Annotated in this window: 19 protein-coding genes and 5 tRNA genes; 5 read left to right on the plus strand and 19 right to left on the minus strand. The window is 40.2% G+C overall.

Annotated features, from left to right (window positions below; translation table 11 throughout):
* Positions 1–5 precede the first annotated feature (5 nt).
* The 3 genes from B5D46_RS01885 to rlmE form a co-directional block, all read right to left on the minus strand.
* Positions 6–875, minus strand: a complete 870-nt coding sequence (locus B5D46_RS01885; RefSeq protein WP_031491864.1) for a dihydropteroate synthase — start codon at positions 873–875, stop codon at positions 6–8.
* Positions 876–1,008: 133 nt separating this feature from the next.
* The gene (gene ftsH, locus B5D46_RS01890) at positions 1,009–3,006 is read right to left on the minus strand and encodes an ATP-dependent zinc metalloprotease FtsH (protein WP_234973802.1); all 1,998 of its coding nucleotides are present in this window, start codon (positions 3,004–3,006) and stop codon (positions 1,009–1,011) included.
* Positions 3,007–3,699 (minus strand): 23S rRNA (uridine(2552)-2'-O)-methyltransferase RlmE, encoded by a 693-nt coding sequence (rlmE, locus tag B5D46_RS01895; protein ID WP_031491866.1) that lies wholly within the window; start codon positions 3,697–3,699, stop codon positions 3,007–3,009.
* Positions 3,700–3,985: 286 nt separating this feature from the next.
* On the opposite strand from rlmE, the gene yhbY reads away from it, so the two are divergent.
* Positions 3,986–4,276, plus strand: coding sequence for a ribosome assembly RNA-binding protein YhbY (gene yhbY / locus B5D46_RS01900; protein ID WP_074839486.1), 291 nt, complete (start codon positions 3,986–3,988; stop codon positions 4,274–4,276).
* Between the two features lie 75 nt (positions 4,277–4,351).
* On the opposite strand, the gene greA is transcribed toward yhbY, so the two are convergent.
* From greA to grpE, 4 genes are all read right to left on the minus strand, one after another.
* Positions 4,352–4,840 carry a transcription elongation factor GreA gene (greA, locus tag B5D46_RS01905; protein WP_031491868.1) on the minus strand — a complete coding sequence of 163 codons (489 nt, stop codon included), beginning with the start codon at positions 4,838–4,840 and terminating at the stop codon, positions 4,352–4,354.
* 361 nt (positions 4,841–5,201) lie between these two features.
* Entirely contained in the window at positions 5,202–6,428 is a 1,227-nt protein-coding gene (gene dnaJ, locus B5D46_RS01910; protein WP_078927986.1) for a molecular chaperone DnaJ, read from the minus strand.
* Positions 6,429–6,499: 71 nt separating this feature from the next.
* Complete coding sequence (gene dnaK, locus B5D46_RS01915; protein WP_078927987.1) at positions 6,500–8,425, minus strand: molecular chaperone DnaK; 1,926 nt, start codon at positions 8,423–8,425, stop codon at positions 6,500–6,502.
* A gap of 92 nt (positions 8,426–8,517) precedes the next feature.
* Positions 8,518–9,225 (minus strand): nucleotide exchange factor GrpE, encoded by a 708-nt coding sequence (gene grpE / locus B5D46_RS01920; RefSeq protein WP_078927988.1) that lies wholly within the window; start codon positions 9,223–9,225, stop codon positions 8,518–8,520.
* A 166-nt stretch (positions 9,226–9,391) separates the two neighbouring features.
* Between grpE and B5D46_RS01925 the strand changes: the two genes are divergently transcribed.
* The 4 genes from B5D46_RS01925 to B5D46_RS01940 all read left to right on the plus strand — a co-directional run bounded on the left by B5D46_RS01925 (position 9,392) and on the right by B5D46_RS01940 (position 14,532).
* Positions 9,392–9,784: an outer membrane protein assembly factor BamE gene (locus B5D46_RS01925; RefSeq protein WP_051639444.1), complete on the plus strand. Its 393-nt coding sequence runs from the start codon at positions 9,392–9,394 to the stop codon at positions 9,782–9,784.
* Between the two features lie 5 nt (positions 9,785–9,789).
* On the plus strand, positions 9,790–10,476 hold the full coding sequence (locus tag B5D46_RS01930) for a hypothetical protein (protein WP_078927989.1): 687 nt from the start codon (positions 9,790–9,792) through the stop codon (positions 10,474–10,476).
* 177 nt (positions 10,477–10,653) lie between these two features.
* Complete coding sequence (ppk1, locus tag B5D46_RS01935; protein ID WP_412556288.1) at positions 10,654–12,723, plus strand: polyphosphate kinase 1; 2,070 nt, start codon at positions 10,654–10,656, stop codon at positions 12,721–12,723.
* A gap of 147 nt (positions 12,724–12,870) precedes the next feature.
* A complete protein-coding gene (locus B5D46_RS01940) occupies positions 12,871–14,532 on the plus strand; it encodes a DNA recombination protein RmuC (RefSeq protein ID WP_159442996.1) in 1,662 nt (553 codons plus the stop codon).
* A 45-nt stretch (positions 14,533–14,577) separates the two neighbouring features.
* Here the strand turns inward: B5D46_RS01940 and ilvN (B5D46_RS01945) are convergent, their stop codons facing one another.
* The 12 genes from ilvN (B5D46_RS01945) to B5D46_RS02000 all read right to left on the minus strand — a co-directional run bounded on the left by ilvN (B5D46_RS01945) (position 14,578) and on the right by B5D46_RS02000 (position 24,393).
* Positions 14,578–15,081, minus strand: coding sequence for an acetolactate synthase small subunit (gene ilvN / locus B5D46_RS01945; RefSeq protein ID WP_031490918.1), 504 nt, complete (start codon positions 15,079–15,081; stop codon positions 14,578–14,580).
* 3 nt (positions 15,082–15,084) lie between these two features.
* Complete coding sequence (ilvB, locus tag B5D46_RS01950; RefSeq protein ID WP_078927992.1) at positions 15,085–16,797, minus strand: biosynthetic-type acetolactate synthase large subunit; 1,713 nt, start codon at positions 16,795–16,797, stop codon at positions 15,085–15,087.
* A gap of 51 nt (positions 16,798–16,848) precedes the next feature.
* Positions 16,849–17,874: a suppressor of fused domain protein gene (locus B5D46_RS01955; RefSeq protein WP_159442997.1), complete on the minus strand. Its 1,026-nt coding sequence runs from the start codon at positions 17,872–17,874 to the stop codon at positions 16,849–16,851.
* 107 nt (positions 17,875–17,981) lie between these two features.
* Positions 17,982–18,485: an acetolactate synthase small subunit gene (gene ilvN / locus B5D46_RS01960; protein WP_031490921.1), complete on the minus strand. Its 504-nt coding sequence runs from the start codon at positions 18,483–18,485 to the stop codon at positions 17,982–17,984.
* 2 nt (positions 18,486–18,487) lie between these two features.
* On the minus strand, positions 18,488–20,200 hold the full coding sequence (gene ilvB / locus B5D46_RS01965) for a biosynthetic-type acetolactate synthase large subunit (RefSeq protein WP_031490922.1): 1,713 nt from the start codon (positions 20,198–20,200) through the stop codon (positions 18,488–18,490).
* A gap of 20 nt (positions 20,201–20,220) precedes the next feature.
* Positions 20,221–20,727, minus strand: coding sequence for a methyltransferase family protein (locus tag B5D46_RS01970; protein WP_031490923.1), 507 nt, complete (start codon positions 20,725–20,727; stop codon positions 20,221–20,223).
* Positions 20,720–23,818 (minus strand): FAD-binding and (Fe-S)-binding domain-containing protein, encoded by a 3,099-nt coding sequence (locus tag B5D46_RS01975; protein WP_078927994.1) that lies wholly within the window; start codon positions 23,816–23,818, stop codon positions 20,720–20,722. The genes B5D46_RS01970 and B5D46_RS01975 overlap by 8 nt, the downstream gene beginning before the upstream one ends.
* A 122-nt stretch (positions 23,819–23,940) precedes the next feature.
* Positions 23,941–24,017 (minus strand) — tRNA-Met (locus tag B5D46_RS01980).
* A gap of 6 nt (positions 24,018–24,023) precedes the next feature.
* Positions 24,024–24,099: transfer RNA gene (locus tag B5D46_RS01985), tRNA-Gln, on the minus strand.
* 36 nt (positions 24,100–24,135) lie between these two features.
* Positions 24,136–24,212, minus strand: a tRNA-Met gene (locus B5D46_RS01990).
* A gap of 6 nt (positions 24,213–24,218) precedes the next feature.
* Positions 24,219–24,294: transfer RNA gene (locus B5D46_RS01995), tRNA-Gln, on the minus strand.
* Between the two features lie 23 nt (positions 24,295–24,317).
* Positions 24,318–24,393: transfer RNA gene (locus B5D46_RS02000), tRNA-Gln, on the minus strand.
* Between the last annotated feature and the right edge of the window lie 34 nt (positions 24,394–24,427).

A 24,427-nucleotide genomic window follows, 5' to 3' on the forward strand; every position in this document is an offset into this window, starting at 1 on the left:
TTTTCTCATTTTGTATTGTGATTCTTACCTAAACCACGAATTGCATCTCTCAGAGTTCTCAATCTTCTGACAATTGACTTAGATAATCGATATGGCTTTGTCTTTGCTGACATAATCTGCCAGAAACCAATAGCAATTGCAATCTCACTTACATCAGAAGTTCTGATAATCTGCACTGATTTATCTGACGCACAGAATACAGCAGCAGTAAGAGAAAGTGTACGATTCTCTTTTAAAAGAACATCTTCAAGAGGAAGCTGACGAGGAATTCCTACACAGATTGGCAGAGCAAAACTCTTGAAGGATTCCAGTCTTCCGATAAGTCTGAGCTTTGAATTTACAGAAGCATTTATAATAGAAGGGTCAATGACAATTCTTTTTCTGGCAATACCAGAATTTAACAACGAATCTATCTTGGCATAGAAAAACTCAGAAATTAAAGACACAACATCTGTGTCATCTTCTACGCGTTCACTAGGTTCACAGTGGATGCAGACAACTGCCTCAGAATCCTTGAAAGCCTTAATAGCCTCTTCCGAGTCTAGTCCCTTTGATGTAATAATCATTGAAACACCAAGCTTAATGGAGTTAATGATTACACTTGGATTGTCAGAGTTTACAGCAATTGGAACTGAAAGCTCTTTTAGTAAAGCCTCAACTACACTGCAGACTCTTGACTCATCAACATCATCAAGATTGAATTCGGTCTTCTTGGTTCCAACTTCTAAAAGTTCAGCTCCTGATTTAACAAAAGAATGAGCAAGTTCAACAATTTCTTCTATTGATCTAGAATCCTCTGGATATAGAACAATTGTGCCCATAACCTTGGTCAGACTCAGGTCCAAGCTTTTATTATCTGGCAATTTTAGTTTCATGCAATTCCTTATGTGATTTTGTCGAAAAAAGAACCGTCCTTTTAGACAAACACCGTAATACATCTGTTCTAGTATTACGGTGATAATAATAGATTAATACAATCTATACTGTTTAAGTTTAGATTCTATTTCTTTACTTATCTTCTTTTTCTGATGAATCCTGTGACTTATCCTCAGAATCGATTCTTACATCATCGTTCTCTAAAGGTTTCTGTGATGCATCTGAAGAATCATTATTATCTGATGAATCTGAATTGTCATCAGACTTATCTTCAGCTGAATCTGAACCTGATGAAGTCTTGTCCTCATGCTTAGAAGGAGCTCTTACTTCACGACGATTCATAAGATCATCAATCTGATCTGCATCTATGGTTTCATATTTTAGAAGAGCATCTTTCATGTTCTCTAAAATATCCTTGTTAGCCTCAAGCAGCTCAACCGCTTTCTGGTAGCAGGAGTTGATAATCTCGGTTACTTCCTCATCAATTGTTGCTGCTGTCTTGTCAGACATTGCAATCATTGAAGATGAAGCTCCACCTAGGTATGCAGAACCTTCATTATCCTTCTCATACTGCATAGGAGCTAATTTCTTGGAGAAGCCCCAGCGGGTAACCATATTTCTTGCAATCATGGTTGCTCTTTCAATGTCGTTTGAAGCACCGGTGGTTACAGCATCAGCACCAAACATCATCTCTTCAGCAATTCTTCCTGCAAACAGAGTTGAAATGTTTGAAAGAAGGCCTCGTCTGCTCTGAGAAACTCTATCCTGCTCAGGAAGATACATGGTTACACCTAGAGCTCTTCCTCTTGGGATAATAGAAACCTTGTATACAGGGTCGTGCTCTGGAACAAGCTTACCTACGATAGCATGACCTGCCTCATGATAAGCAGTGTTAATCTTCTCATGCTCATTCATAGCCATTGAACGACGCTCTGCGCCCATCAGAAGCTTATCCTTTGCCTCTTCGAATTCCTGCATTGAAACTACACGCTTGTTATGTCGAGCTGCTCCAAGTGCAGCCTCATTAACAAGATTTGCAAGCTCAGCACCAGAGAAACCAGGAGTTCCACGAGCGATAGTTGCAGTATCAACATCCTTGCCAAGAGGAACTTTCTTAACATGAACATTCAGAATCTGCTCACGGCCTCTTACATCTGGAAGACCTACAACAACCTGTCGGTCGAAACGACCTGGTCTTAGAAGTGCAGGATCAAGAACGTCTGGTCTGTTGGTTGCTGCAATAATAATCACAGCCTCAAATCCTTCGAAACCGTCCATTTCAACCAGCAGCTGGTTCAGAGTCTGTTCACGCTCGTCATGACCGCCGCCCATGCCGACACCACGCTTTCTACCAACAGCATCAATTTCGTCGATGAAAATGATGCAAGGAGCGTTCTTCTTAGCCTGAGCAAACATATCTCTAACACGAGAAGCACCAACACCAACGAACATCTCAACGAAATCAGAACCTGAAATTGAGAAGAACGGAACCTTTGCCTCACCAGCAATTGCTCTTGCAAGTAAAGTCTTACCGGTACCTGGAGGACCTACCATCAGAACACCACGAGGAATTCTACCGCCAAGCTTTGAGTATTTTGTTGGATCCTTTAAGAAGTCAACCAGCTCAACCACATCTTCTTTTGCCTCATCACAGCCAGCGACATCAGCAAATGTTGTCTTAATCTGGTTCTCTGAAAGAAGTTTTGCCTTTGATTTACCGAATGACAGAGGATTACCCTTTGAACCGCCCTGCATCTGTCTCATAAAGAAGATCCAAACTGCAATCAGCAGTATCATTGGGAACCAACTTATGAAGATGGCAAATAACGTGCTCTGCTCCTCTGGCTTGGTACCAGAAGTACGAACATTGTGGCTTAAAAGAGTATCAATGATTGCAGGGTCGGAAATAGGCATTACGGTTACAAATTTCTGACCGTTGGTCTTGATACCGTTAATGACCTTTCCGTCAAATGTTGCCTGAGCAATCTGATCTGACTGCACTTCCCTTACAAAGGTAGTGTAATCCTGTAACTGGCCAGAATTATCTGTCGTGCTGAAAGACTCGAATAGAGTCATCAGAATGACAGCAATCACCAACCACAATATAAGATTTTTTGTCATATATTTCACTTACTCCAAATCTTCTTCAGGAAGATCTTCAATATTTTCTTCACCAGGAGCAACGCCATTCAGAGGATGGCCTTTAAACCCGGTTGCAACCATGTATACCTCACGAGAACGATCTCTTGAAGCATCAGGCTTTCTAACCTTTACGGTTGTAAAATCATTATGCAGTTCCTTTAAGTATTCCTGAGAACCAACGCCCTGGAATACCTTAACAACAAAGGTTCCGCCTATTTTCAGAACACGTCTTGCCATATCAAGAGCGAGCTCTGACAGATACATTGCTCTTGGCTGATCAATACCGACAGTTCCTGACATATTTGGTGCCATATCAGAAAGCACAACATCTGCGCCAACACCAATCATAGAATAAAGTGTCTTGAAGACTTCTTCGTCTCTGAAATCACCCTGTAAAAACTGCACGTTACGGATAGGGCGGATAGGAAGAATATCCATAGCGATAACTCTTCCACTTTCACCGATACATTTAACCGCATACTCAGACCAGCCACCAGGAGCTGCACCTAAATCTACAACAATATTTCCCTGACGGATAAGACGATCTTTTTTCTGCAGTTCTTCTAATTTAAAAGATGCTCTTGAGCGAAGACCAAGCTTATGGGCTTGTTTTACATATGGATCGGAAAAGTGCTCATGTAACCACCTAGATTGACTGGCAGTACGTTTTTTTGCTGGCATTAAATTGGGATCCTTGAATACATTAATTTATTTGTTTATATCTCTTGAATATTATACAATTTGTACAGCTTTAATCAATAAAAAGCCAAGAAACGACTGTAGAGATAGAAATATATTATAGTTTAGTCAAATTATCTCGATAATAGTTCTCAGTCTGATAATGAGAACATACAAACAATAGGTTTACTCCAGAGTTTTCATTTAAGGTGGTCAGAAAACTCTGTACTAATGCTGTTTAGACTTAGCTAAACAGCAAATTTTGCAGAATTTTTTAAAGAGGATAAAGATGTCACTAAATTCACATCAGCGCCAGTTCTTAAAGGCTCAGGCTCACCAGTTAAAGCCTGTTGTTATGTTAGGTAACGATGGTCTTTCAGAGAATGTTTTAAAAGAGATTGACTCAAGCATTGAGCATCATGAGCTAATCAAGGTAAAGTTAAATGCAGGTGAAGGCCGCAAAGAGCAGGCTGAAACAGCTGCTAAGACTGTAAACGCAGAGCTAGTAAGTCTAGTTGGAAGAATTGCTGTTCTATTCCGTCAGAGAAAAGACGACAGCAGATTTATCCTTCCACGTTAGCTCCCCAAAATACAGTTACAAAAAAAGGATCCTGATGGATCCTTTTTTTGTATGAATTTTTTTCTAAGACATCTATTAGATGTATTCAACCTTTACTACTTCGTAGCAGATAGTTCCCTTAGGAATCTTAATCTCAATCTCATCCTCTTCCTGCTTGCCAAGTAAGCCCTTAGCAATTGGAGTCTTGTAAGAGATCAGGTTAGAATCAATATCAGCCTCGTCCTCACCAACAATCTTGTAAGTGATTTCCTTATCTGTATCAACGTCAACTAAGGTTACTGTTGAACCAAAGATAACCTTTAGCTTACCGCCTGTAGGATTCTTAAGCTTGGTTACATCGATAACGTTAGCAGAAGCTATCTTACCTTCGATATCCTTGATTCTAGCCTCGCACATGCCCTGCTCTTCTTTAGCTGCATCGTACTCTGCATTTTCACTTAGATCACCGTGGCTTCTTGCCTCAGCAATTGCTGCAACAATACGTGGACGCTCAACAGTCTTTAAACGAACCAACTCTTTTCTTAACAGCTCTTCACCACGTGGAGTCATTGGAGTCTGATCCATATGTAAATCCTCTTATATAATTAAAGTCTGTATCAGTGGTAAGCTGACCTTTACCATTGAAATCTTATATGAACACTTAAGTTATCTGTAAATTCAGAATCAGGAAGCAATCATTCTATCCCGATCCGGTAAGTCAGTTTTTACCAGTCTTATCTACTATCATGAACATCGAGTTATATTCAGACTCTGATGTTTCTAAAAACTTGTGCTCCCCTAAAAATCTAAGAACCATCCTAAAATTCAGGGTAAAAAAAACAACGCCTAATTTTCATTAGGCGCCATCTGTACGTAAAAATATACACTCTTGTGAACTTTCAATCAACAGTGATCTATTTCTACTTTGACAAAAATCACCATCTTTTTAGCTTGAAAGATCATCAAAGAACTTCTTTACGCCCTTTATGAAGCCTTCCGATTTCGGTTTGTGCCTCGCTGCGCTCTCAGCTCTTTTTTTAGCACTCTTTTCATCTTTTGATGATTTGTCTTCTTTACCGTCTTTTGAATCCTTGTCTTCTCCATTTAAAGAAGCCTCGAATTCCTTAAGCAGGTCTTTCTGATGTGCAGTCAGATTAATAGGAGTCTCAACTACAATCTTGCAGTATAGGTTACCTTTGAAGGTTGAATTATAAGACTTAACACCTTTTCCAGGAATTCTCATCATAATTCCGGTCTGGGTCTCTGGTCTTATGCTGATATTAACAGCACCTTCCAGAGTAGGAACCTCAACCTTGCCACCTAAAGCAGCTGTAGTGAAGCTGATTGGAACCTCACAGTACAGATCATTGCCGTCACGGGTAAAGATATCATGATCCTTAACCTCGATAACAACATATAAGTCTCCTGCAGGAGCACCGTTTAGACCGGCCTCGCCCTCACCTGTCAGACGAATACGATCACCTGTATCAACACCTGCTGCAATATCGACTTCCAGAGTCTTTGACTTTAGAACACGACCAGTGCCTGAACATGACTTACAGCCGTCAGTGATAATGTAGCCAGAACCATTACAGTGTGGACAGGTCTGAGAAACCTGCATAAAGCCCTGACGCATAAAAATCTGTCCCTGACCGTGACAGTGAGGACAGGTCTCTTTCTTGCCATTCTTGCCTAAGCCAGAGCCACCACAGGTATCACACTTAACGTAGGTCTTAACATTAAGTTTCTTCTTGCAGCCTTTAACAGCTTCTTCAAGAGAAAGGGTGATTCGAGCTCTAAGATCTCTACCGCGGATTTCACGAGGACCTGATGAACGAGAGCCAAAACCGCCACGTCCACCGCCGAAAATATCACCGAAGATGTCACCGAACATGTCAGAAAAGTCAGCGCCAGCACCAAAAGGATTGCCACCGCCTGCCTGTGAACCATCAGCACCGGCAAAACCATACTGATCATAGGCAGCACGTTTCTGAGGATCTGATAGAACCTGGTAAGCCTCGTTGATTTCACGGAACTTTTCACCAGCATCAGGATCCTTGTTTCTATCAGGGTGATACTTAATAGCTAAACGCTTAAAGGCACGTTTGATAGTAGCATCATCCGCGCCCTTCTCTACACCTAGCACTTCATAGTAATCACGTTTGGAAGCCATATCGTCCTCTTAAATTGACAAAAAGGCAGATGATAAAATCATCCACCTTTTTTGGAAATATTAAGTACTAATTACTTGTTGTCGTCTTTTACTTCTTCGAATTCAGCATCAACGACATCGTCTTCCTTATTAGCACTATTTGACTGCTGTGAAGACTGCTGTGAAGACTGCTGAGCTTGAGCCTGTGCCTGACCAGCCTGCATTAGTACGGCAGCAGCCTCTAATACAGCCTTCTCAGCCTGCTCAATCTTCTCTTTGTCATCACCGCGAGCAGCCATCTCAAGGTCACCTAATGCCTTGTTGATCTTGGTCTTGTCAGCATCTGAAACCTTATCACCTAGATCTGACATCTGCTTCTTGATCTGGTGAGCAGTTGAATCAGCGCGGTTACGTGCAGTAGCAAGCTCTTCGAACTTCTTATCCTCTGCTGAGTGCTCTTCAGCCTCGCGAACCATACGCTTGATATCTTCATCAGATAGACCTGAAGATGACTTAATAGTAATCTTCTGCTCTTTGCCGGTCTTCTTATCCTTAGCTGAAACGTGGATTAAACCATCAGCATCAATATCGAAGGTAACTTCGATCTGTGCCATTCCACGTGGCTGAGGCTCAATACCCTCTAGGTTGAACTGACCTAGTGACTTGTTGTCAGCTGCTCTCTTTCTCTCACCCTGTAGAACGTGGATGGTTACTGCAGGCTGATTGTCTTCAGCAGTTGAGAATACCTGTGACTTCTTAGTAGGAATGGTTGTGTTCTTCTCAATCAGAGTAGTCATAACACCACCAAGAGTCTCGATACCTAATGATAGAGGGGTAACGTCTAGAAGTAGAACGTCCTTCTTATCACCAGTTAGAACACCACCCTGAATTGCAGCACCGATAGCAACTGCCTCATCTGGGTTAACATCCTTACGAGGCTCCTTACCGAAGAAATCAGCAACAAGCTTCTGAACCATTGGCATACGTGACTGACCACCAACAAGGATAACATCGTTAACCTCTGATGGAGACAGACCAGCATCTGATAAAGCAGTCTTAACTGGGTCTAAGGTTTTGTTTACTAAATCTTCAACTAATGACTCTAGCTTTGAACGAGTAATCTTGATGTTCATGTGCTTAGGGCCAGTTGCATCAGCAGTAATGTATGGTAGGTTTACATCGGTCTGCTGTGAAGATGAAAGCTCAATCTTAGCCTTTTCTGCAGCTTCCTTTAAACGCTGTAGAGCTAAAGGATCAGCACGTAAATCAACACCCTGCTCTGCCTTGAATTCATCAATCAGGTAATCAACGATGCGGTTATCGAAATCTTCACCACCTAAGTGAGTATCACCGTTGGTTGCTAAAACTTCGAAGGTCTTCTCGCCATCTAACTCATCGATATCGATGATTGAAATATCGAAGGTACCACCACCTAAGTCGTAAACAGCAATCTTCTGCTCGCCCTTAGCCTTGTCCTCACCGTAAGCGATAGCTGCAGCGGTAGGCTCATTGATAATACGCTTAACATTCAGGCCTGCGATACGACCAGCATCCTTTGTAGCCTGACGCTGTGAATCGTTGAAGTATGCAGGACAGGTAATAACTGCTTCAGTAACCTCTTCACCAAGAATATCCTCTGCAGTCTTCTTCATCTTCTTTAAAACTTCAGCTGAAATCTGAGGAGGAGCTAACTTCTTATCGTCAACCTCAACCCAAGCATCACCGTTATCAGCCTTGGTAATCTTGAATGGCATAATGCCAACATCACGCTGAACCTCGGCATCCTCATAACGACGACCGATTAAACGCTTGATAGCAAATAAGGTGTTCTTTGGATTGGTAACAGCCTGACGCTTTGCAGCATCACCAACAATGATCTCACCATCTTTAGCATAAGCTACGATTGATGGGGTTGTACGACGACCTTCTGAATTCTCCAGAACTCTAACTTTATCACCATCTAACACTGCAACGCATGAGTTAGTAGTACCTAAGTCAATACCAATAATTTTACCCATTTTGGATTTCCTCTATTTCAAATTCTTTGTGTCACTTAATGACTTTTATCTATCTGTATTACTAAATGGAGTCTAATAATTTTTTTTCAAGATTATGCTTCAATATTTATTGTATTTTTTGCTTCCTCAGCATTTGCTTCCTGAGGTGCGCCTCTTGAAACAATAACCATTGCTGGTCTTACTACTCTTCCATTCAGTGTGTAACCTTTCTGCATTACAGACATTACGCAGTTAGCTTCAACCTCGTTTGAAGGAGCCATTGAAATTGCCTGATGAAGATTAGGATCAAATGGCTGATTTAAAGGGTCAACAGCGGTAACACCAAACTTTGACAGTTCCTTTAGAAGAAGTGTAACTGTATTCTGAACACCTTCGATAGTAGGTTTAACTGCTTCATTGTTTGGATCAGTGTGCTGAAGGGCTAACTCTAGTGAATCAACAACAGGAATCAGAGCCTTAAGAAGCTTCTCATTACCGTATTTTCTTTCGCGTTCAACATCAGCTTCGATACGTTTTTTCTGATTTTCTGTTTCAGCAACAGCACGAACAAGACGATCAATCTCATCCTTGTGCTTGGCCTCTAAAGCAGTCATCTGTAATCTTAGCTGCTCATTCTCAGCAAGGATTTCTTTAACATCAAATGTTGACTCCTGATTTTCCTCAGCGGCATTCTCTACCTCTGGTTCAACATCGTTCTGAGCTTCAACATTTTCTGTTGCAATTTCTTCGATATTCTGAGATTCATCAAGATTCTGAGCATTCTCAAAAGCCTGTTTCATCTGAGTTTCTTCAGTCTGCATTTTCTACTCTTAAAAAATTGTTGTTAAATTAACGCTAAATCTAAGATGGGGATCGCCTTTTTTGATTTCAAGAGCAATATGCAAAAAAAATTTAAAATTAATTAAAAATAAAATCAGATATATACAGTTTTTTGCTACAATTTCCTAATAAAAAAAAGGATTTATTATGAAGCTAAAAAATATTTTATGCATCAGCGCAATCTGTGCCTGTGTGCCTTTTGTATCTTCATGTGCTTATAGAGCAGATCTTAATCAGGGAAACTATGTAGATCAGGATCTAGTTAATAACCTTTCATATGGAATGTCAGCAGAACAGGTAAGATACGTTCTTGGTGCTCCTATGTTAGTAGATCCTTTTGACAAGTCTCGCTGGTACTACACAGCATTCAAACGAGAAGGATGGAGTGATCCTGAAATCAAGAATCTGATTCTTCTGTTCCAGAACAACACTCTTGTAGATATGTCAGGAGATTACAAGAAACCTGCAGGATTTGAGGCTGGCTCACAGACTCTTCCTAACAGCAATCAGGTAGATAATTTCGAACTTCCACAGGAATAGTACTTGTGAATAAGACCTTCCTGCTTTTTATTTCTCTGATTTCATTCTGTTTTACAGGATGTACTCTGGAAGATGAAACTGCAGAAAAAATTATCATACCAGTTGAAAAAAAGCAGGATTATTCCTCTAAGGCAGAAGAAGTTTTCACAGAATACGCAAAAAAATGTACGACTGGAGATATGCGTGCTGCTCCTAAGGTTGTACATATGTATGTATCCTCTCTCCAGAAAGGTGATTTTGATGAATCCGTCGCTTTACCAGAGATTGAGGATAACTTCGATGTTCCAGAAAAAATCAAACCTTATGAGTTTCAGCAGGTAAGTACCAACGCGATATACGAGATGTGTCTGCAGAAAGCTTCAAGTGAAGGTCACAAGGAATATTCCAATTACTTTGTTTCAAGAGGAACTGTATCAGCAAAGATATCCCGTAAATTCTATTCAGAAGATAGAACCTCCGATGGAGCATACTGGTCTCGAAGAGTAACAAATCTTCTTGGATTAAAAACCGGATACTACATACTTGGAAGGTTGTTCTGCAACGATGAAAAAACCTTCACCATCGGAGCAGATCTTCTAAAAGAGTCGGCTAAGCTGGGCGATGAGAACGCAAAACAGTATCTTTTTGACCTGGCCCTTAACAACAATGTATTTGAGAAACTTTCAAAAAATAAAGATAATCTGAAAGACTAATTCTCATCATACAAATGCATTAACTGTATCTTTTTGCACGATTTTCTTTAGATTATTTTTGTTTATACCTCTCAAAACTAAATATTTGATGTGGTGACTTTCTTAATTTGTCACACAACAAATTCACAAAATAACAACAAAAACTATAATTTCTAATTAGATGAATGAAATTATGAGGTGGACATGGTAGATAAATTTGTTCCAAAAGAATTATCCTGGCTCTCCTTTAACGGAAGAGTTTTACAGGAAGCAGCAGATCCATCTGTACCTTTAATTGAAAGAGTTAGATTTCTAGGTATTTACTCAAGCAATCTTGATGAATTTTTTAAGGTTCGTGTAGCTGAGCTTAAAAGACAGGTCATCATCAATAATGCGCAGGGTGAAAACGAGGCTGCTGTTAACCTGCTGCGTCAGGTTCAGAATGAAGCAAATAAATACCAGAGAACATTAAACAGCATCTATTCAGATCTGCTTGAAGAACTGTCAAAGCACAATATTCTGATGAGAGATCAGGATTCCATCACTCAGGAGCAGAAGGACTGGGTTTCAAGCTACTTCAAGCATCATGTCTTAAAACACATCAATCCTGTAATTATTGATGCTGAGACTGACCTTGTTTCATTTCTTAAGGATGAATTTACCTATCTTCTGGTAAAGCTTTCAAACAGCAGCAGTGAATACCATGCTCTAATCGAGATTCCTACAGATAAGATCCCTCGTTTTATCCGTATGCCATCTGAAGATAACAGTGTCGTCTTCATGTTCCTGGACGACGTAATCAGAGTCGGTATGGAAATGATCTTCCGTGGCCTTTATGAGTACGATAGCATCGAAGCATATTCAATTAAGATGAATAGAGATGCTGAATACGACCTTCTTGGAAATATCGACCGTTCTGTGCTGGAGAATATGTCTGAGGCTTTAAAGCAGAGACTTAATGCAATGCCAGTTCGATTCTCTTATGATGCAGCAATGCCAGAGGATATGGTCAGATTCATGGCTGGAGAGCTGAAGATGTCAGCAATTGACTCCATGATGCCAGGAAACCGCTACCATAACTTCAAGGACTTCCTTGCTTTCCCAAGCATCGGCAGTGATGAAATGGAAAACCCAAGTCTGAGTGAAATCAAATCAGTTCAGTTTGAAACTGCTATTACTCCATTTGATGCCATTGCCAAAAAGGATGTTCTGCTTTACTACCCATATTATTCATTTGATTATTTTACAGAGTTCCTTCGTTATGCATCCTACGATCCAAAGGTAAGCTCAATCAAAATCAACATTTATCGTGTGGCAAGCAACAGCCGTGTTATCAATTCTCTAATGCATGCTGCCAACAATGGAAAATCTGTTACAGTGGTAGTTGAGCTTAAGGCAAGATTTGATGAGGCAAACAACGTTAAGTGGGCTTCCTTCCTGACACAGGCAGGTGTTAAGGTGCTGTTCGGTTTGCCAACACTTAAGATCCACTCAAAACTATGTCTTGTAACCAGACATGAAGGAGACAAGATCACTCGTTATGCCCATATCGGTACAGGTAACTTCAATGAAAAGACGGCAAAAATCTATACAGACTTTGCCCTATTCACTGCTAATGAAAAGATAACCAGCGAAGTTAACGATGTATTCAGATTTATTGAATATCCTTATACAAGACCAGTATTTAACAACCTCCTGGTTTCACCTTTAAATGCAAGAGAGAAAATCTCCTCAATGATTGATCGTGAAATCGAGTTTGCAAAGCAAGGAAAAGAAGCAGCTATTAACTTTAAGGTTAATGCTCTTGTCGATATCGATCTTATTGAAAAGCTGTATGAGGCTAGTCAGGCTGGAGTTAAGATCAGAGGTATCGTAAGAGGAATGTGTTCAATCAAGGCTGGTGTGCCAGGACTCTCTGAAAATATCTACATAACATCTATTGTGGACAGATTTTTAGAGCATCCTCGTGTCATGCTGTTTAACAACGGAGGACAAGAAGAACTCTATATAAGTTCAGCCGACTGGATGAGACGAAATCTGGATCTGAGAATCGAGGTTGGAACAAAAATTCTTGATCCTGATTTAAAGGAGAGAATCAAGGCAATTCTACTGTTACAGCAGAAAGATAACAGAAAAGCACGAATAGTCGATCCAGATCAGGTAAACAATTACGTTCAGGCAGGGCCAAATGAAAAACAGATTCGCTCGCAGATAGAAATACATGATTATCTAGAGAGAGTGGAAAACGAAATGGCCATTGATGTCTGATTTAAATGCGCGTTATAGACGCGCATTTTTGTGTTCGTGGTATCATGTGTCAGAACACACATATACTTGTAAAAAACGTCTTAAAGGCGGTTAGAAACAAGCTGAATATCTTTGTATGACAATATGACAAAAACTTTTGAGTTAATAATGGATTACATAATCAATAACCCACTAATCTTCGTAATTATTTTCGGACTGGTTTTAATTACTGCCATCTATTTCTATCTAAAAAATTCAGATCTAAATAAGAAAGCATTCGAACTAGATAAAGCCAATCAGGAACTGAATAAATCAAACATGGACCTGAACACAGCTTTGAATCAAAGAAATTCAGAACTTGAAACACTAAAACAAAGATTTGAAGAAAATGACAGAAGCTTTGTTAACCTGAATCTGCAGTATCAGAAATGTCTGTCAGACAACAACGCGCTCAGTTCACAGATGTCTTTGAGCTCAGAAAAAATAAGACTATTAGAAAAGAATGTTGCAGATCTTCAGAACAATGTCAGAACTCTTGAAGTTCAGAACAAAGACCTTTCAAATCAGAATGAAATCCTAATTAAAAACAATCAGGAAGTATCAGAAAAATTATCCTGTACTTTAGAAGAAAAGATTGCAGTCAATGCTGAGAAGGAAGGACTTTTAACCCAGAACAAGGTCCTAGAATCCAAAATTGAATCAGATAAACTGCTATATCAGAAGATTGAAGAGTCATACAATCTGTCAAAGCAGCAGCTTGAAGAACAATTAACCAACCTTTCAGAGAAATTCGTAAAGCTTGGTACAGAGGATTTGAGTAAGCATTCTCAATCTAACCTTGAGAACATTGTAAAACCTCTCAAGGAAGAACTAGATAAATTCAAACAGATGGTAAACGAGAATCATGCAAAGCAGGAAAAGAGAGTCGGAGCCTTTGAGACTGAACTTAAGAACCTGCATGAATCATCGCTGAATCTTTCAAATCAGGCACAGGAACTTACAAACGCCCTTCGCTCCGGAGTAAAAACTCAAGGTATCTGGGGAGAGCTCCAGCTTGAGAGAGTACTTGAAAGCTCAGGCCTTGAAAAAGGAAGAGATTATGAACGTGAAGTTGCAGTAAAACCTGACAGCAATGATATAAATCATACAGGTCGTCCTGATGCAGTAGTATATCTTCCTGACAACCACTGTATTGTAATCGATGCAAAATGCTCTCTTACAGCATATACAAACTTCATCAACTCACAGGATAAGTTGGAAAAGGAAAGCTTTCTTAAGGCTCATATTGCTTCAGTTAAGAAACATATCTCCGAGCTTAAGGATAAGAGATACTGTGATGATTACAGAAAGACTTTAAACTGTCCTTCCTTCGTATTCATGTTCGTACCTCTGGATGGCGCACTGTACGATGCACTAAAGACTGATTCATCCCTATACAATGAGGCTGCCAGAAATAAAATCTATCTGGTTTCTCCTTCTTCATTACTGCCAGCCCTTCGTGTTGTTTCAAATCTGTGGATGCTGTCTGAACAGACAGAGAATATTGGGGAGTTAATCAGAATAGCACAGGATATCTGGAAGAAGTTCTCAACAATTGAGGATAAAATGGCTTCAGTTCTGAGCAATACTGATAAGCAGCAGAAGAGTCTTTTAGAGCTGCAGAATCTGCTTTATACAGGAAGAGGAAATCTCAAGAACAAGCTGGCAAACTTCAATACAGCAGGAACACACTATATCAAGCAGGATAATGTTCTTACCATTGATGGAAATTCAGTAGAGATGATTCCAAATGAACAGTCGGAGAATCTGGCTGTAAACGACAAGAGTTAGAAAAAAAAGAGAGGCAACCGCCTCTCTTCTTCTATACGGTTACTGTTATGGCTTCATGAAATGATTGCCCTTTGCAATACCAACAACACCAGATCTAACTACTTCAAGAACCTCAGCAAGCTTGCCTATAGTTGTAATAAAGTTATCAATCTCAGATGAATTGCCAACGAATTCTAAGGTAAAGATTTCAGCGTTAACATCAATAATCTTTGAATTAAAGATATCAGCCAGACCTTTAACCTCATCACGGGCATTCTTGTTAGGAGTATTTACCTTAACTAAAACCATTTCGCGCTCAATACCGCCTTCAGCCTCTTCAAGAAGAGCTGAAACACGGAAAACGCAGACCAGCTTATGCAGCTGCTTGGTAATCTGTTCAGCCTCCCACTTTTCTCCTGTGGTCAGGATAGAACATCTTGATAAGGTTGGATCATCTGTAGGCGCAACTGTCAGACTGTCGATGTTGTATCCACGCTGAGAGAATAAACCTACAACACGAGATAAGGAACCGGCTTCATTTTCCAGCAAGATTGATATAACGTGTCTCATTTATTACTCCTCATTTAACATCATGTCTATCATTGAACCATTAGCTCTTAGCCATGGCATTACCTTGGTATTGGTATCTGTAATAATATCAACCAAAGTAAACTCATCCTTTGCCATGAGAACTTCTCTAATAGTTGATTCAAGCTTATCGTTATCAGTAATTCTGATTCCCTTAAAGCCGTATGCTTCAACCAGTTTTATAAAATCAGGGTTACCATCAAGATTTGTAGCACTGTAACGCTCTTTGTAGAACACAGTCTGGAACTGTCGAACCATTCCAAGAACAGAGTTATCAAGAATAAAGATCTTAATTGGAAGCTTATATTTTCTGCAGACTGCAAGCTCCTGCATATTCATCTGGAATGAACCATCACCGGTTATACAGAAAACATTGGCCTCAGGAATAGCAAACTTGGCACCAATTGCTGCAGGAAGACCTACACCCATGGTTCCTAGACCGCCAGAGGTAATGAAATGACGAGGAGTCTCAAAATCAAAGTACTGAGCAGAAAACATCTGATGCTGACCAACATCTGTTGTAATGATTGGGTTCAACTTAAGCTCATTTGAAATTCTGTTGATAGTTTCTATAACTTCCTGAGGACGGATCATTCCCTCCTTTTTGGAATACTTCAGACAGTTCTTCTTTTTGAATTCCTCAATCTGATTCCACCATAGAGATAAGTCTGCAGGCTCTTTCTGCCCCTGCTCATCTAGTTCCTTATCAATCTGAGTAAGAACAGTTCTGGCATCACCCACAATAGGAATATTGGCACTAACTGTCTTTGAGATTGAAGCTGGATCAACATCGATATGAATAACAGTTGCATTAGGACAGTATTTAGAAACCATATTGGTTGCTCTGTCTGCAAATCTGGTTCCGACAGCAAATATCAGATCGGAATTATGCATGGTCTCATTGGCTTCATACAGACCATGCATACCAATCATACCTAGATATTGGCGATCAGTTGTTGGATATGCAGAAATTCCCATTAGAGTTGTCACTACAGGGAAATTAAGTCTTCTGGCAATCTTGTACGCAATCTCTGAAGCGTCTCCCTGAACAACACCGCCACCTAAAAGCATTACAGGCTGTTTAGCTTTGATAAGCTGCGCAGCTGCTCTTTTAACCTGTCCTTTATGACCAAATACTGTAGGATTATAAGAACGAATTGAAATATCAGATTTCTTTTCATAATCAAAAAGATATCCACGATTCTGACAGTTTTTAGGAATATCTACAACAACAGGTCCTTTTCTTCCCGTTGAGGCGATGTAGAAGGCCTTACGAATGTTTTTTGCAATATCCTCGGGCTTCTTACACAAAAAGCTATATTTAACCACAGGACGGGTCACACCCATGGTATCTACTTCCTGGAATGCATCTGTACCAATCAGATCAGTACTAACCTGTCCTGTTATAAGAACCAGCGGAATAGAATCACCATAAGCTGTTGCCAGAGCGGTAACAGTGTTTGTTGCGCCAGGACCTGATGTCACAAGAGCAACACCGACCTTACCAGTACAACGGGCAAAACCATCAGCCATATGAACAGCTCCCTGTTCATGGCGAGCTAAAACATGAGTTATCTTTGAATCAAACAACTCATCATAAATATCAGTAACAGCTGCACCAGGGTATCCGAAAATACGGTCAACACCGAGATCTTCCAGAACTCTGACAACCTGCTTTGCACCATTTAATTTTTCCATAGCTTGTTTTCTAAATCATAAAAAATAATAAATCTATCTTGCGGTTATCTCTTACATCTTAGCTACCACATTGCAGACGTCATCTCTGGTGGATATAAAAGGAGTAATCATAACCAGCTTCTCTTTAAATAAATTCAGTAACTCAACAGCTGAATGAGCTTTTCTGAAATTAAGTTCCATTGGTCTTAAAGGCAGAAGTTCAAGGAAAGACAGTTCAGCTCCATCAAGAATCATGGTCTGCTGTTCCTTCTCATAATCGCCCATTCCAACCAGCATAGCACCGTTAAAAGCAGTTCTTGAACTAAAGCCAGACTCTTTTTCAAGGTAATAGCCAAAGCCAATATTGTCGCGGGTTGCAATCAGATGCTTGATTACTTCAATCATCAGAAAGACTTCAAAGTTACTCTTTGAGTCTGGATTGAATTTATAATCAGAAGGCAGTGCAAAACACAGTTCGACACATTCATCAGCCGAACCGCTCTTACCTTTCATAACTTTTGCTGAAAGGCCTACACTTACCAGCAGATTATAGTCATGTTCCTTTGTTGGAGGAATTCTGAAAATATCAACATTGTCAAAAGAACATAAATGCTGATATTCACCAAAATTCTTCTTCACATGCTCAAGAATAAGTTTCCTGTGTTCTTCACTCTGACCTTTGAAAGCAGCACGCTCAATCATAGCATTTACATTTGAGAGCATGGTTGTAATCTGCTCAAAAAGTTTGCTGTCACTTACACTGGCAAATTTTAATGCTCTTTCAAATCTGATCTTGCTGTCCTCAATTAGCCCCTGTTTAAACAGAATATATCCTCTGTAGAACTGATGCTTTGGATTATCCTTTCCTTCCAGAGAGAATCTGTCCAAAAGCAGATTTGCCTTTTCAAACAGTGAATAAGGATCAGATGTTTTGTTCGCTGCATTGATATAAGCTCTTACAAGCTCATTACACAAATCAAAATCAAGTTCAGAATTTTCAAGTAAATTTATAACTTTAAAAAGCTCCTGACTCTGATAAAGAGCATCTATTTTTTCCAACAGGTCTTTCTTGTATTCAATAAAATCTTTACTATCCATAACCATTCTTTATCTTATCTTTGAGTACAAACTACCTGATTAATACGTCGGAGCCTAAAATTAAGCCCCGATGATTATCGAGGCTTTCTGTTTAATTCAGCTGTATCCTATGAATGCAGTGAATGTTCGCCTCTAAAAATTCCACACACTCCAGAACGCACGGTTTCGACGACTTCAGCCTGTTCTGACACGGCTTTTAGGAATCTGTCGACCTCGAATGAGGTATCAACATACTGGAGGATATAGAGCTCAGGTGTAATATCAACTATCTGTGCTTTAAAAATATCACAGAGTGTCTTGATTTCTTCTCTTAAAGTGTGACCCACTGCCTGCACTTTGACAAAAAGAATTTCTCTTTCAACAATATCTATAGAGTTGTCCTGCTGGCTTGATACCTTAATTACATTAACCAGCTTATGCAACTGTTTAGTTATGCGTTCAACGATAGCACCATCACCTTCTGTAAGAATTGTGATTCTTGATAAAGTTTTATCTTCAGTTGGAGCAGCTGTAATGTTCTCAATGTTGTAACCTCTCTGAGAAAAAAGGCCAACTACTCGTGAAAGAGCGCCAACTTCGTTTTCAAGTAAAATAGAAATGATCTGACGCATAACTATTCCTCACCTAAGAACATATCTGACATACTTCCGCCCATCTGCTGCATTGGAAGTACCTTGGCATCGGTATTACATACGATATCAACAATAACAAGCTTATCTTTCATCGATAGAGCTTTCTTTACAGCAGAATCCAGATCCTTAGGATCGGTAACTCTGAAGCCTTCATGACCATATGCCTTGGCAAGAGCAACAAAGTCAGGATTTGAGTTCAGATTTGTTGAGCTGATATGACCTCTGTAGAACATCTTCTGCCACTGACGAACCATACCTAATGTAGAGTTGTCAAAGATAAAGATCTTCAGAGGAATATTAAATTCAAGACAGGTTGACAGCTCCTGAATATTCATCTGGAATGAACCGTCACCGGTGAATAGACAGACTTCCTTGTCAGGACAGCCGATCTTTGCTCCAACAGCGGCAGGGAAGCCATATCCCATGGTACCCAGACCACCTGAAGTCAGCAGATGACGAGGCTCGTTAAACTTATAGTACAGAGCGGTAAACATCTGGTGCTGACCAACGTCAGTTGCAATAATAGCCTCACCGTTGGTTGCCTTATAAACAGCTTCAACGATCTCCTGAGGCTGAATCAGCTTACTGTCCTTTTCATAATCAAGACAGTTGTCCTCACGCCACTTGTTAATCTGATCCCACCAGTGTTTCATGGCAGCAGCATTCTCCTGAAGCTTGAATTCGTCAAAAGCATCAATGAACTGCCCTAAAACAGTCTTTGCATCGCCTACAATTGGAATATCAGCAACAACTGTCTTTGAAATAGAAGCAGGATCTATATCAATATGAACAATCTTGGCGGCAGGACAGAACTTGGATAGATTGTTGGTTACACGGTCATCAAAACGGCAGCCGACAGCAAATACGAGATCAGCCTTGTCCATTGCCTGGTTAGCCTCGAAGGTACCGTGCATACCAAGCATTCCCAAGAACTGTTTGTCAGTGCTTGGATAAACACCTAAACCCATCAGGGTTGAGGTTACAGGCAGATTAAATCTGTGAGCTATGGTACGAACCTCATCCATTGCGCCAGATAACTGGGCACCGCCACCGATAAGCATTACAGGATGAGATGCATCAGCAATAAGTTTTGCAGCTCTCTTTACCTGGCCCTTATGGCCCTGCTTGGTTGGATTATATGAACGCATCTTTACAGGAGATTTCATCTCTGGGTATTCAAACTTCAAAGAAGGACGAACACAATCCTTAGGCACATCAACAACTACAGGACCAGGACGGCCTGATGATGCAAGGAAGAATGCCTGTCTGATGAACTTAGGAATATCAAGAGCGCTCTGACACAGGTACGAGTGTTTTACGATAGGTCTTGTGATACCTACAGTATCAACTTCCTGGAATGCGTCTGAACCGATTAGAGGAGTACCAACCTGACCTGTGATAACAACAAGAGGAATTGAATCCATATATGCAGTAGCAATTGAGGTAACAGTGTTGGTTGCGCCTGGACCTGAGGTCACAAGACAAACACCGACCTTGCCTGTTGCTCTGGCATAACCATCAGCAGCATGGGCGACTCCCTGCTCATGTCTTCCAAGGATATGCTTAATCTTCTTTGACTCTAAGAGAGCATCGTAAATATCAAGAACAGCACCACCTGGATAACCGAAAAGATTATCTACCCCTAAATCCTCAAGAGTGCGCACCAACATCTGTGCACCTGACATCATGGTCATTACATTCTCCTTTTTATTTATTAGCCTTTTTTAGGTTTTGGCCAGAACCTTTGTGGTACATCCTGAATCCATTGTTCGAATTCTTCAGGAAAATCTCTTTTTAACCTTGGCTCATCAAGAAATACTGCAAAAAAATAAGCAAACAGTAAAAAGCCAAAAGGTACGACTAGCGTAAAAAATGAATTAACTGCACAGCAAAGTCCAAGATAAAACAGAAAAGCTCCCATGTGCATAGGATTTCTACATAATGCGTATGGACCTGTTGTAACTAATTTTATAGTTTCTTTTGAAATTTTTATATTACCGATGACTACTGCACCACCTTTGCCCTTTTTTATGAGTTCAAGGTTTGACCAGATCATAAAAAGAAGGCCGACAGCGGAGCTGAAAGCGCCGAAAAATACAGCTACTTTTCCTTCAGGCATGAAGGTATACGGACATAGCGTTGCTATGAAGAAAATAATAGCAGGAATAGCTACAAAAAAAATTGAGCCTCCAAGTAGATATGAAAAAATATATCTAGCCATTCAATGCCTTCTTGAGCAAATCATCCACAACAAATAATGGATGAACAGCTCTCTTTCCTTCCATTCTGTGAACCTGAGAACGACAGCTGAAACCGGTAATCAGACAATGGTCAAAATCTCTCTTCTCAAGCTCAGGCTTCCAGTTCTTTTCGTATACCGCATAGGTCTGCTTCTGGTTTTCTGCCATATGACCGAATAAACCAGCCATACCACAGCAGGCAACATTTACAGGAATCAGATTTAGACCAAAGGTCGATAAAATACTCTGCCATAAAACCGGAGACTGAGTTATAAGAGCTCTTTCTGTACAGTGAGTAAAGAGATAATACATTTCCTTAAACTCATCAGTTCTTGATGCAGATAATACCTGATCCTTGATCTTGTCAAAACGTTTTGCAAAATCGGAAGTTTCCATCTGTTCAGAGAGCCACTCTTCAGGAAGCTTTACAATAAATGAACCGCGGGCATCATCAAGAATCTGAGAGTATTCATCTCTATAGCAGATGGTTAATGCAGGATCGTATCCTACAAGCTCAAGACCAGCCTTTGACAGCATTTCAAGGCGTGCAGCCTGTTTTACAGCATAATGAACAAAACGGCGACGCTCACCTCTGATAATCAGAATCTTTCCATTCACATAAGGTTTTAAGAAAGCAACCTTATAGCCTAGATTACGAATTACTCTTGCCATGGAAATCAAACCTTCAGCCTCATAACAGACAGTGAAAGGGTCTGTCACAATCAGAACTTCATCTCCAGAAACCATAGCCTGTTTTGATGAATAAATCTCAAAACCTTCCTTGTAGCATAGAGCTCTGAAAGTATTTTTACTGAATAGAGGCAAATCAACCATTCCGAAAATTCTCTTCACTGCATACTTAACAGGAGAGCTTGATAAAAGCGCATTCGATATGGTTGGGAATCTTGAAAGAATAGGCAGAGTTAATTCTGCATTTAAAATCAGAAGATCCTTAAGAGGACGAAGATAACGTCCATAGTATAAGGAAAGGAATCTTGAATTCAGATCAGCTGCATTAACATGTGCAGGACAGATACTCTTACATGACTTGCATGAAAGACAGGTTCTTATCTTCTTCAGATATTCACTTGAGTAGTCACCGCGTCTTGTAAACAGTGTATTAAAACATCTTCTAACAAAGTTAATAGGAGATGGGCTTGAGGTTAAAATGGACAGCTCTTCAGCTGAGACATTATGTCCCCTGTCGTTAAGTAATCTTAGCCATTCTCTCATAAGCTCACTGAAGCCCTTTGGAGAACGTATGTGATCCTTGGTGTAGCGGTAGCTTGGACACATAAGAGCACTGGTCTGATAGCTAAAGCACTGACCGTTTCCATTGCAGCTTAATGCGCCTTTAAATGAATTTCTGATATTTACAGGTATGGTTCTGTCTAGATCACCTCTCATCTGACCAGAGATAGAAACAATCTTATCCTCATTGTTTTCAAAAGGAACACAGATCTTACCTGGATTTAAAATATTATTGGCATCAAATGCAGATTTAATCTTTCTAGCAACAGGATACAGTTCCTTGAAGAAGATTTCTCCATAGCATGAACGATATCCTCTGCCATGCTCACCCCACATCTGGCCCTGATATTTATTTACTAGTTCAACAACCTTATCAGAGATGGTAACCAGTTTCTTTCTGTCAGAATCAGTTGTCAGATCAAGAGCAGGACGAACATGCATCAGACCTGTATCAACATGACCGAACATACCGTAGGTTACATGAAGTGAATCTAAAAGAGCTCTGAACTCAAGAATGTAATCAGCAAGATTTCTTGGAGGAACAACAGTATCTTCAGTAAAAGCAACAAGCTTCTTATCACCAGATGCCGCACCTAAAAGACCAACAGCCTTCTTTCTCATGCCGTAGATTGCAGAGATTGCTTCAGGAGTTACCGCAAGCTGCGCACCTAAAATTCCATTTTCAAAATTTTTAGCTTTTTCTTCTATATTGGAGAAGATATCAACAAGTTTCTTATGCTCAACATCCCTGTTGTATCCATTGAACTCAACAATGTTAATACCTTTGATGGAATGACCTTTGACTTCCTCGATATAGTCCTTTACAGACTCCCAGACTGTGTCCTTTTTAGCAAGGAATAAAACTCTAGAATCAACAGTCTCAACAGAAAATACACCCGCATCAATCAGTTCAACAGCATGTCTTAAGGCACTGTCAAAGTCCTCATATTTAACAACCATCAGCTCTCTGAAATCAGGGATTTTTGTAAGATCAAGAGTCGCCCCGCAGATTACTGCCAAGGTACCCTCAGCACCACAGATCAGACGAGCCAGATTTAATGTATCGGTTTTAGGATCATATGAATGGTTCAAATCATAACCTGTCATGAAGCGGTTTAACTTAGGGAAGATCTTCTCTACCTGTTTTCTGTTATCTTTCAACAGAGCATAACACTTACGGTAGATATCACCTTCCAGGCCTTCTTTCTCTAAGCACTCCTTTAATCTATCACCGCTTACAGGCCCAAAGGTAGTCAGAGTTCCATCTGCAAGAACAACTGTTACATCCTTGATATGGGATGAAGTTCTACCATATTTTAGTGATCCCTGACCTGCAGCATCATTTGAAATCATGCCACCAACACAGGCTCGATTTGAGGTTGATAACTCAGGAGAAAAGAATAGACCATGAGGTTTTAAGAAATCGTTCAGTTCATCTTTAATAACACCAGACTGAACATGAACAGATCTGTCCTCAACATTAAGATCAGAGATTTCTTTCATGTATCTGGAACAGTCGATAGTGATTCCATCATTCAATGACTGTCCGTTGGTGCTGGTGCCACCGCCTCTAGGAGTTATCACAAGCTTCTTGAAGATGCTCTCGGCTCTTAGTTTTAAAGCGGTAACGATATCCTGACTGTCTTTAGGGAAAATTACACCCTGAGGCATTCTCTGATAAACAGAATTATCAGTAGAAACTAGTAATCTTGAGGAATGAGAATACTCAATATCTCCTTTGAAACCTTTGTCTTTAAGGGAATCAAAATACTTCTTATATACATTATTAACTGAAGGGAGATCTGATATTTTTGGGATCATTGATTAGTTAAGCCTCATGTATTCTTTTTTTTAGTAATAAATAGAATAATGCGACAAGTAACGAATATTTGCAATGACTTATGTCGAACTAACCAAAATTGGGAGAAAACTAAGAAGATTACTGGTAGCTATGACTGGAATCGAACCAGTGACCTCAGCATTATGAGTGCCGCGCTCTAACCAACTGAGCTACATAGCCACTGAATGGCTGGGGTACTAGGATTCGAACCTAGGTAATGGCGGAATCAGAATCCGCTGCCGTACCACTTGGCGATACCCCAACATGAGATAAGAATTAAGACACCTTTGAAGGTGAATGGTAGCTATGACTGGAATCGAACCAGTGACCTCAGCATTATGAGTGCCGCGCTCTAACCAACTGAGCTACATAGCCATTGAATGGCTGGGGTACTAGGATTCGAACCTAGGTAATGGCGGAATCAGAATCCGCTGCCGTACCACTTGGCGATACCCCAACAGTGTGTTAAACAAATCCCTTTGGCAGGGGTACCTGGACTCGAACCAGGGAAATGGCGGGATCAAAACCCGCTGCCTTACCACTTGGCTATACCCCTATCAAGTACTAGGTCGCTTTTGTTCGACAACGTG

The organism is Succinivibrio dextrinosolvens DSM 3072 (assembly GCF_900167015.1).
In the GTDB taxonomy this organism is placed as follows: Bacteria; Pseudomonadota; Gammaproteobacteria; order Enterobacterales; family Succinivibrionaceae; genus Succinivibrio; species Succinivibrio dextrinosolvens.

Excerpts from the sequence above, each read along its gene's own strand:
- grpE (WP_078927988.1), bottom strand. The coding sequence starts at position 9,225 with ATGCAGACTGAAGAAACTCAGATGAAACAGGCTTTTGAGAATGCTCAG.
- ilvB (WP_078927992.1), bottom strand. The coding sequence starts at position 16,797 with ATGGAAAAATTAAATGGTGCAAAGCAGGTTGTCAGAGTTCTGGAAGAT.
- ilvB (WP_031490922.1), bottom strand. The coding sequence starts at position 20,200 with ATGACCATGATGTCAGGTGCACAGATGTTGGTGCGCACTCTTGAGGAT.
- B5D46_RS01955 (WP_159442997.1), bottom strand. The coding sequence starts at position 17,874 with ATGGATAGTAAAGATTTTATTGAATACAAGAAAGACCTGTTGGAAAAA.
- B5D46_RS01925 (WP_051639444.1), top strand. The coding sequence starts at position 9,392 with ATGAAGCTAAAAAATATTTTATGCATCAGCGCAATCTGTGCCTGTGTG.
- B5D46_RS01885 (WP_031491864.1), bottom strand. The coding sequence starts at position 875 with ATGAAACTAAAATTGCCAGATAATAAAAGCTTGGACCTGAGTCTGACC.
- dnaJ (WP_078927986.1), bottom strand. The coding sequence starts at position 6,428 with ATGGCTTCCAAACGTGATTACTATGAAGTGCTAGGTGTAGAGAAGGGC.
- dnaK (WP_078927987.1), bottom strand. The coding sequence starts at position 8,425 with ATGGGTAAAATTATTGGTATTGACTTAGGTACTACTAACTCATGCGTT.
- B5D46_RS01940 (WP_159442996.1), top strand. The coding sequence starts at position 12,871 with ATGGATTACATAATCAATAACCCACTAATCTTCGTAATTATTTTCGGA.
- greA (WP_031491868.1), bottom strand. The coding sequence starts at position 4,840 with ATGGATCAGACTCCAATGACTCCACGTGGTGAAGAGCTGTTAAGAAAA.
- B5D46_RS01970 (WP_031490923.1), bottom strand. The coding sequence starts at position 20,727 with ATGGCTAGATATATTTTTTCATATCTACTTGGAGGCTCAATTTTTTTT.
- yhbY (WP_074839486.1), top strand. The coding sequence starts at position 3,986 with ATGTCACTAAATTCACATCAGCGCCAGTTCTTAAAGGCTCAGGCTCAC.
- B5D46_RS01975 (WP_078927994.1), bottom strand. The coding sequence starts at position 23,818 with ATGATCCCAAAAATATCAGATCTCCCTTCAGTTAATAATGTATATAAG.
- rlmE (WP_031491866.1), bottom strand. The coding sequence starts at position 3,699 with ATGCCAGCAAAAAAACGTACTGCCAGTCAATCTAGGTGGTTACATGAG.
- ilvN (WP_031490921.1), bottom strand. The coding sequence starts at position 18,485 with ATGCGTCAGATCATTTCTATTTTACTTGAAAACGAAGTTGGCGCTCTT.
- ilvN (WP_031490918.1), bottom strand. The coding sequence starts at position 15,081 with ATGAGACACGTTATATCAATCTTGCTGGAAAATGAAGCCGGTTCCTTA.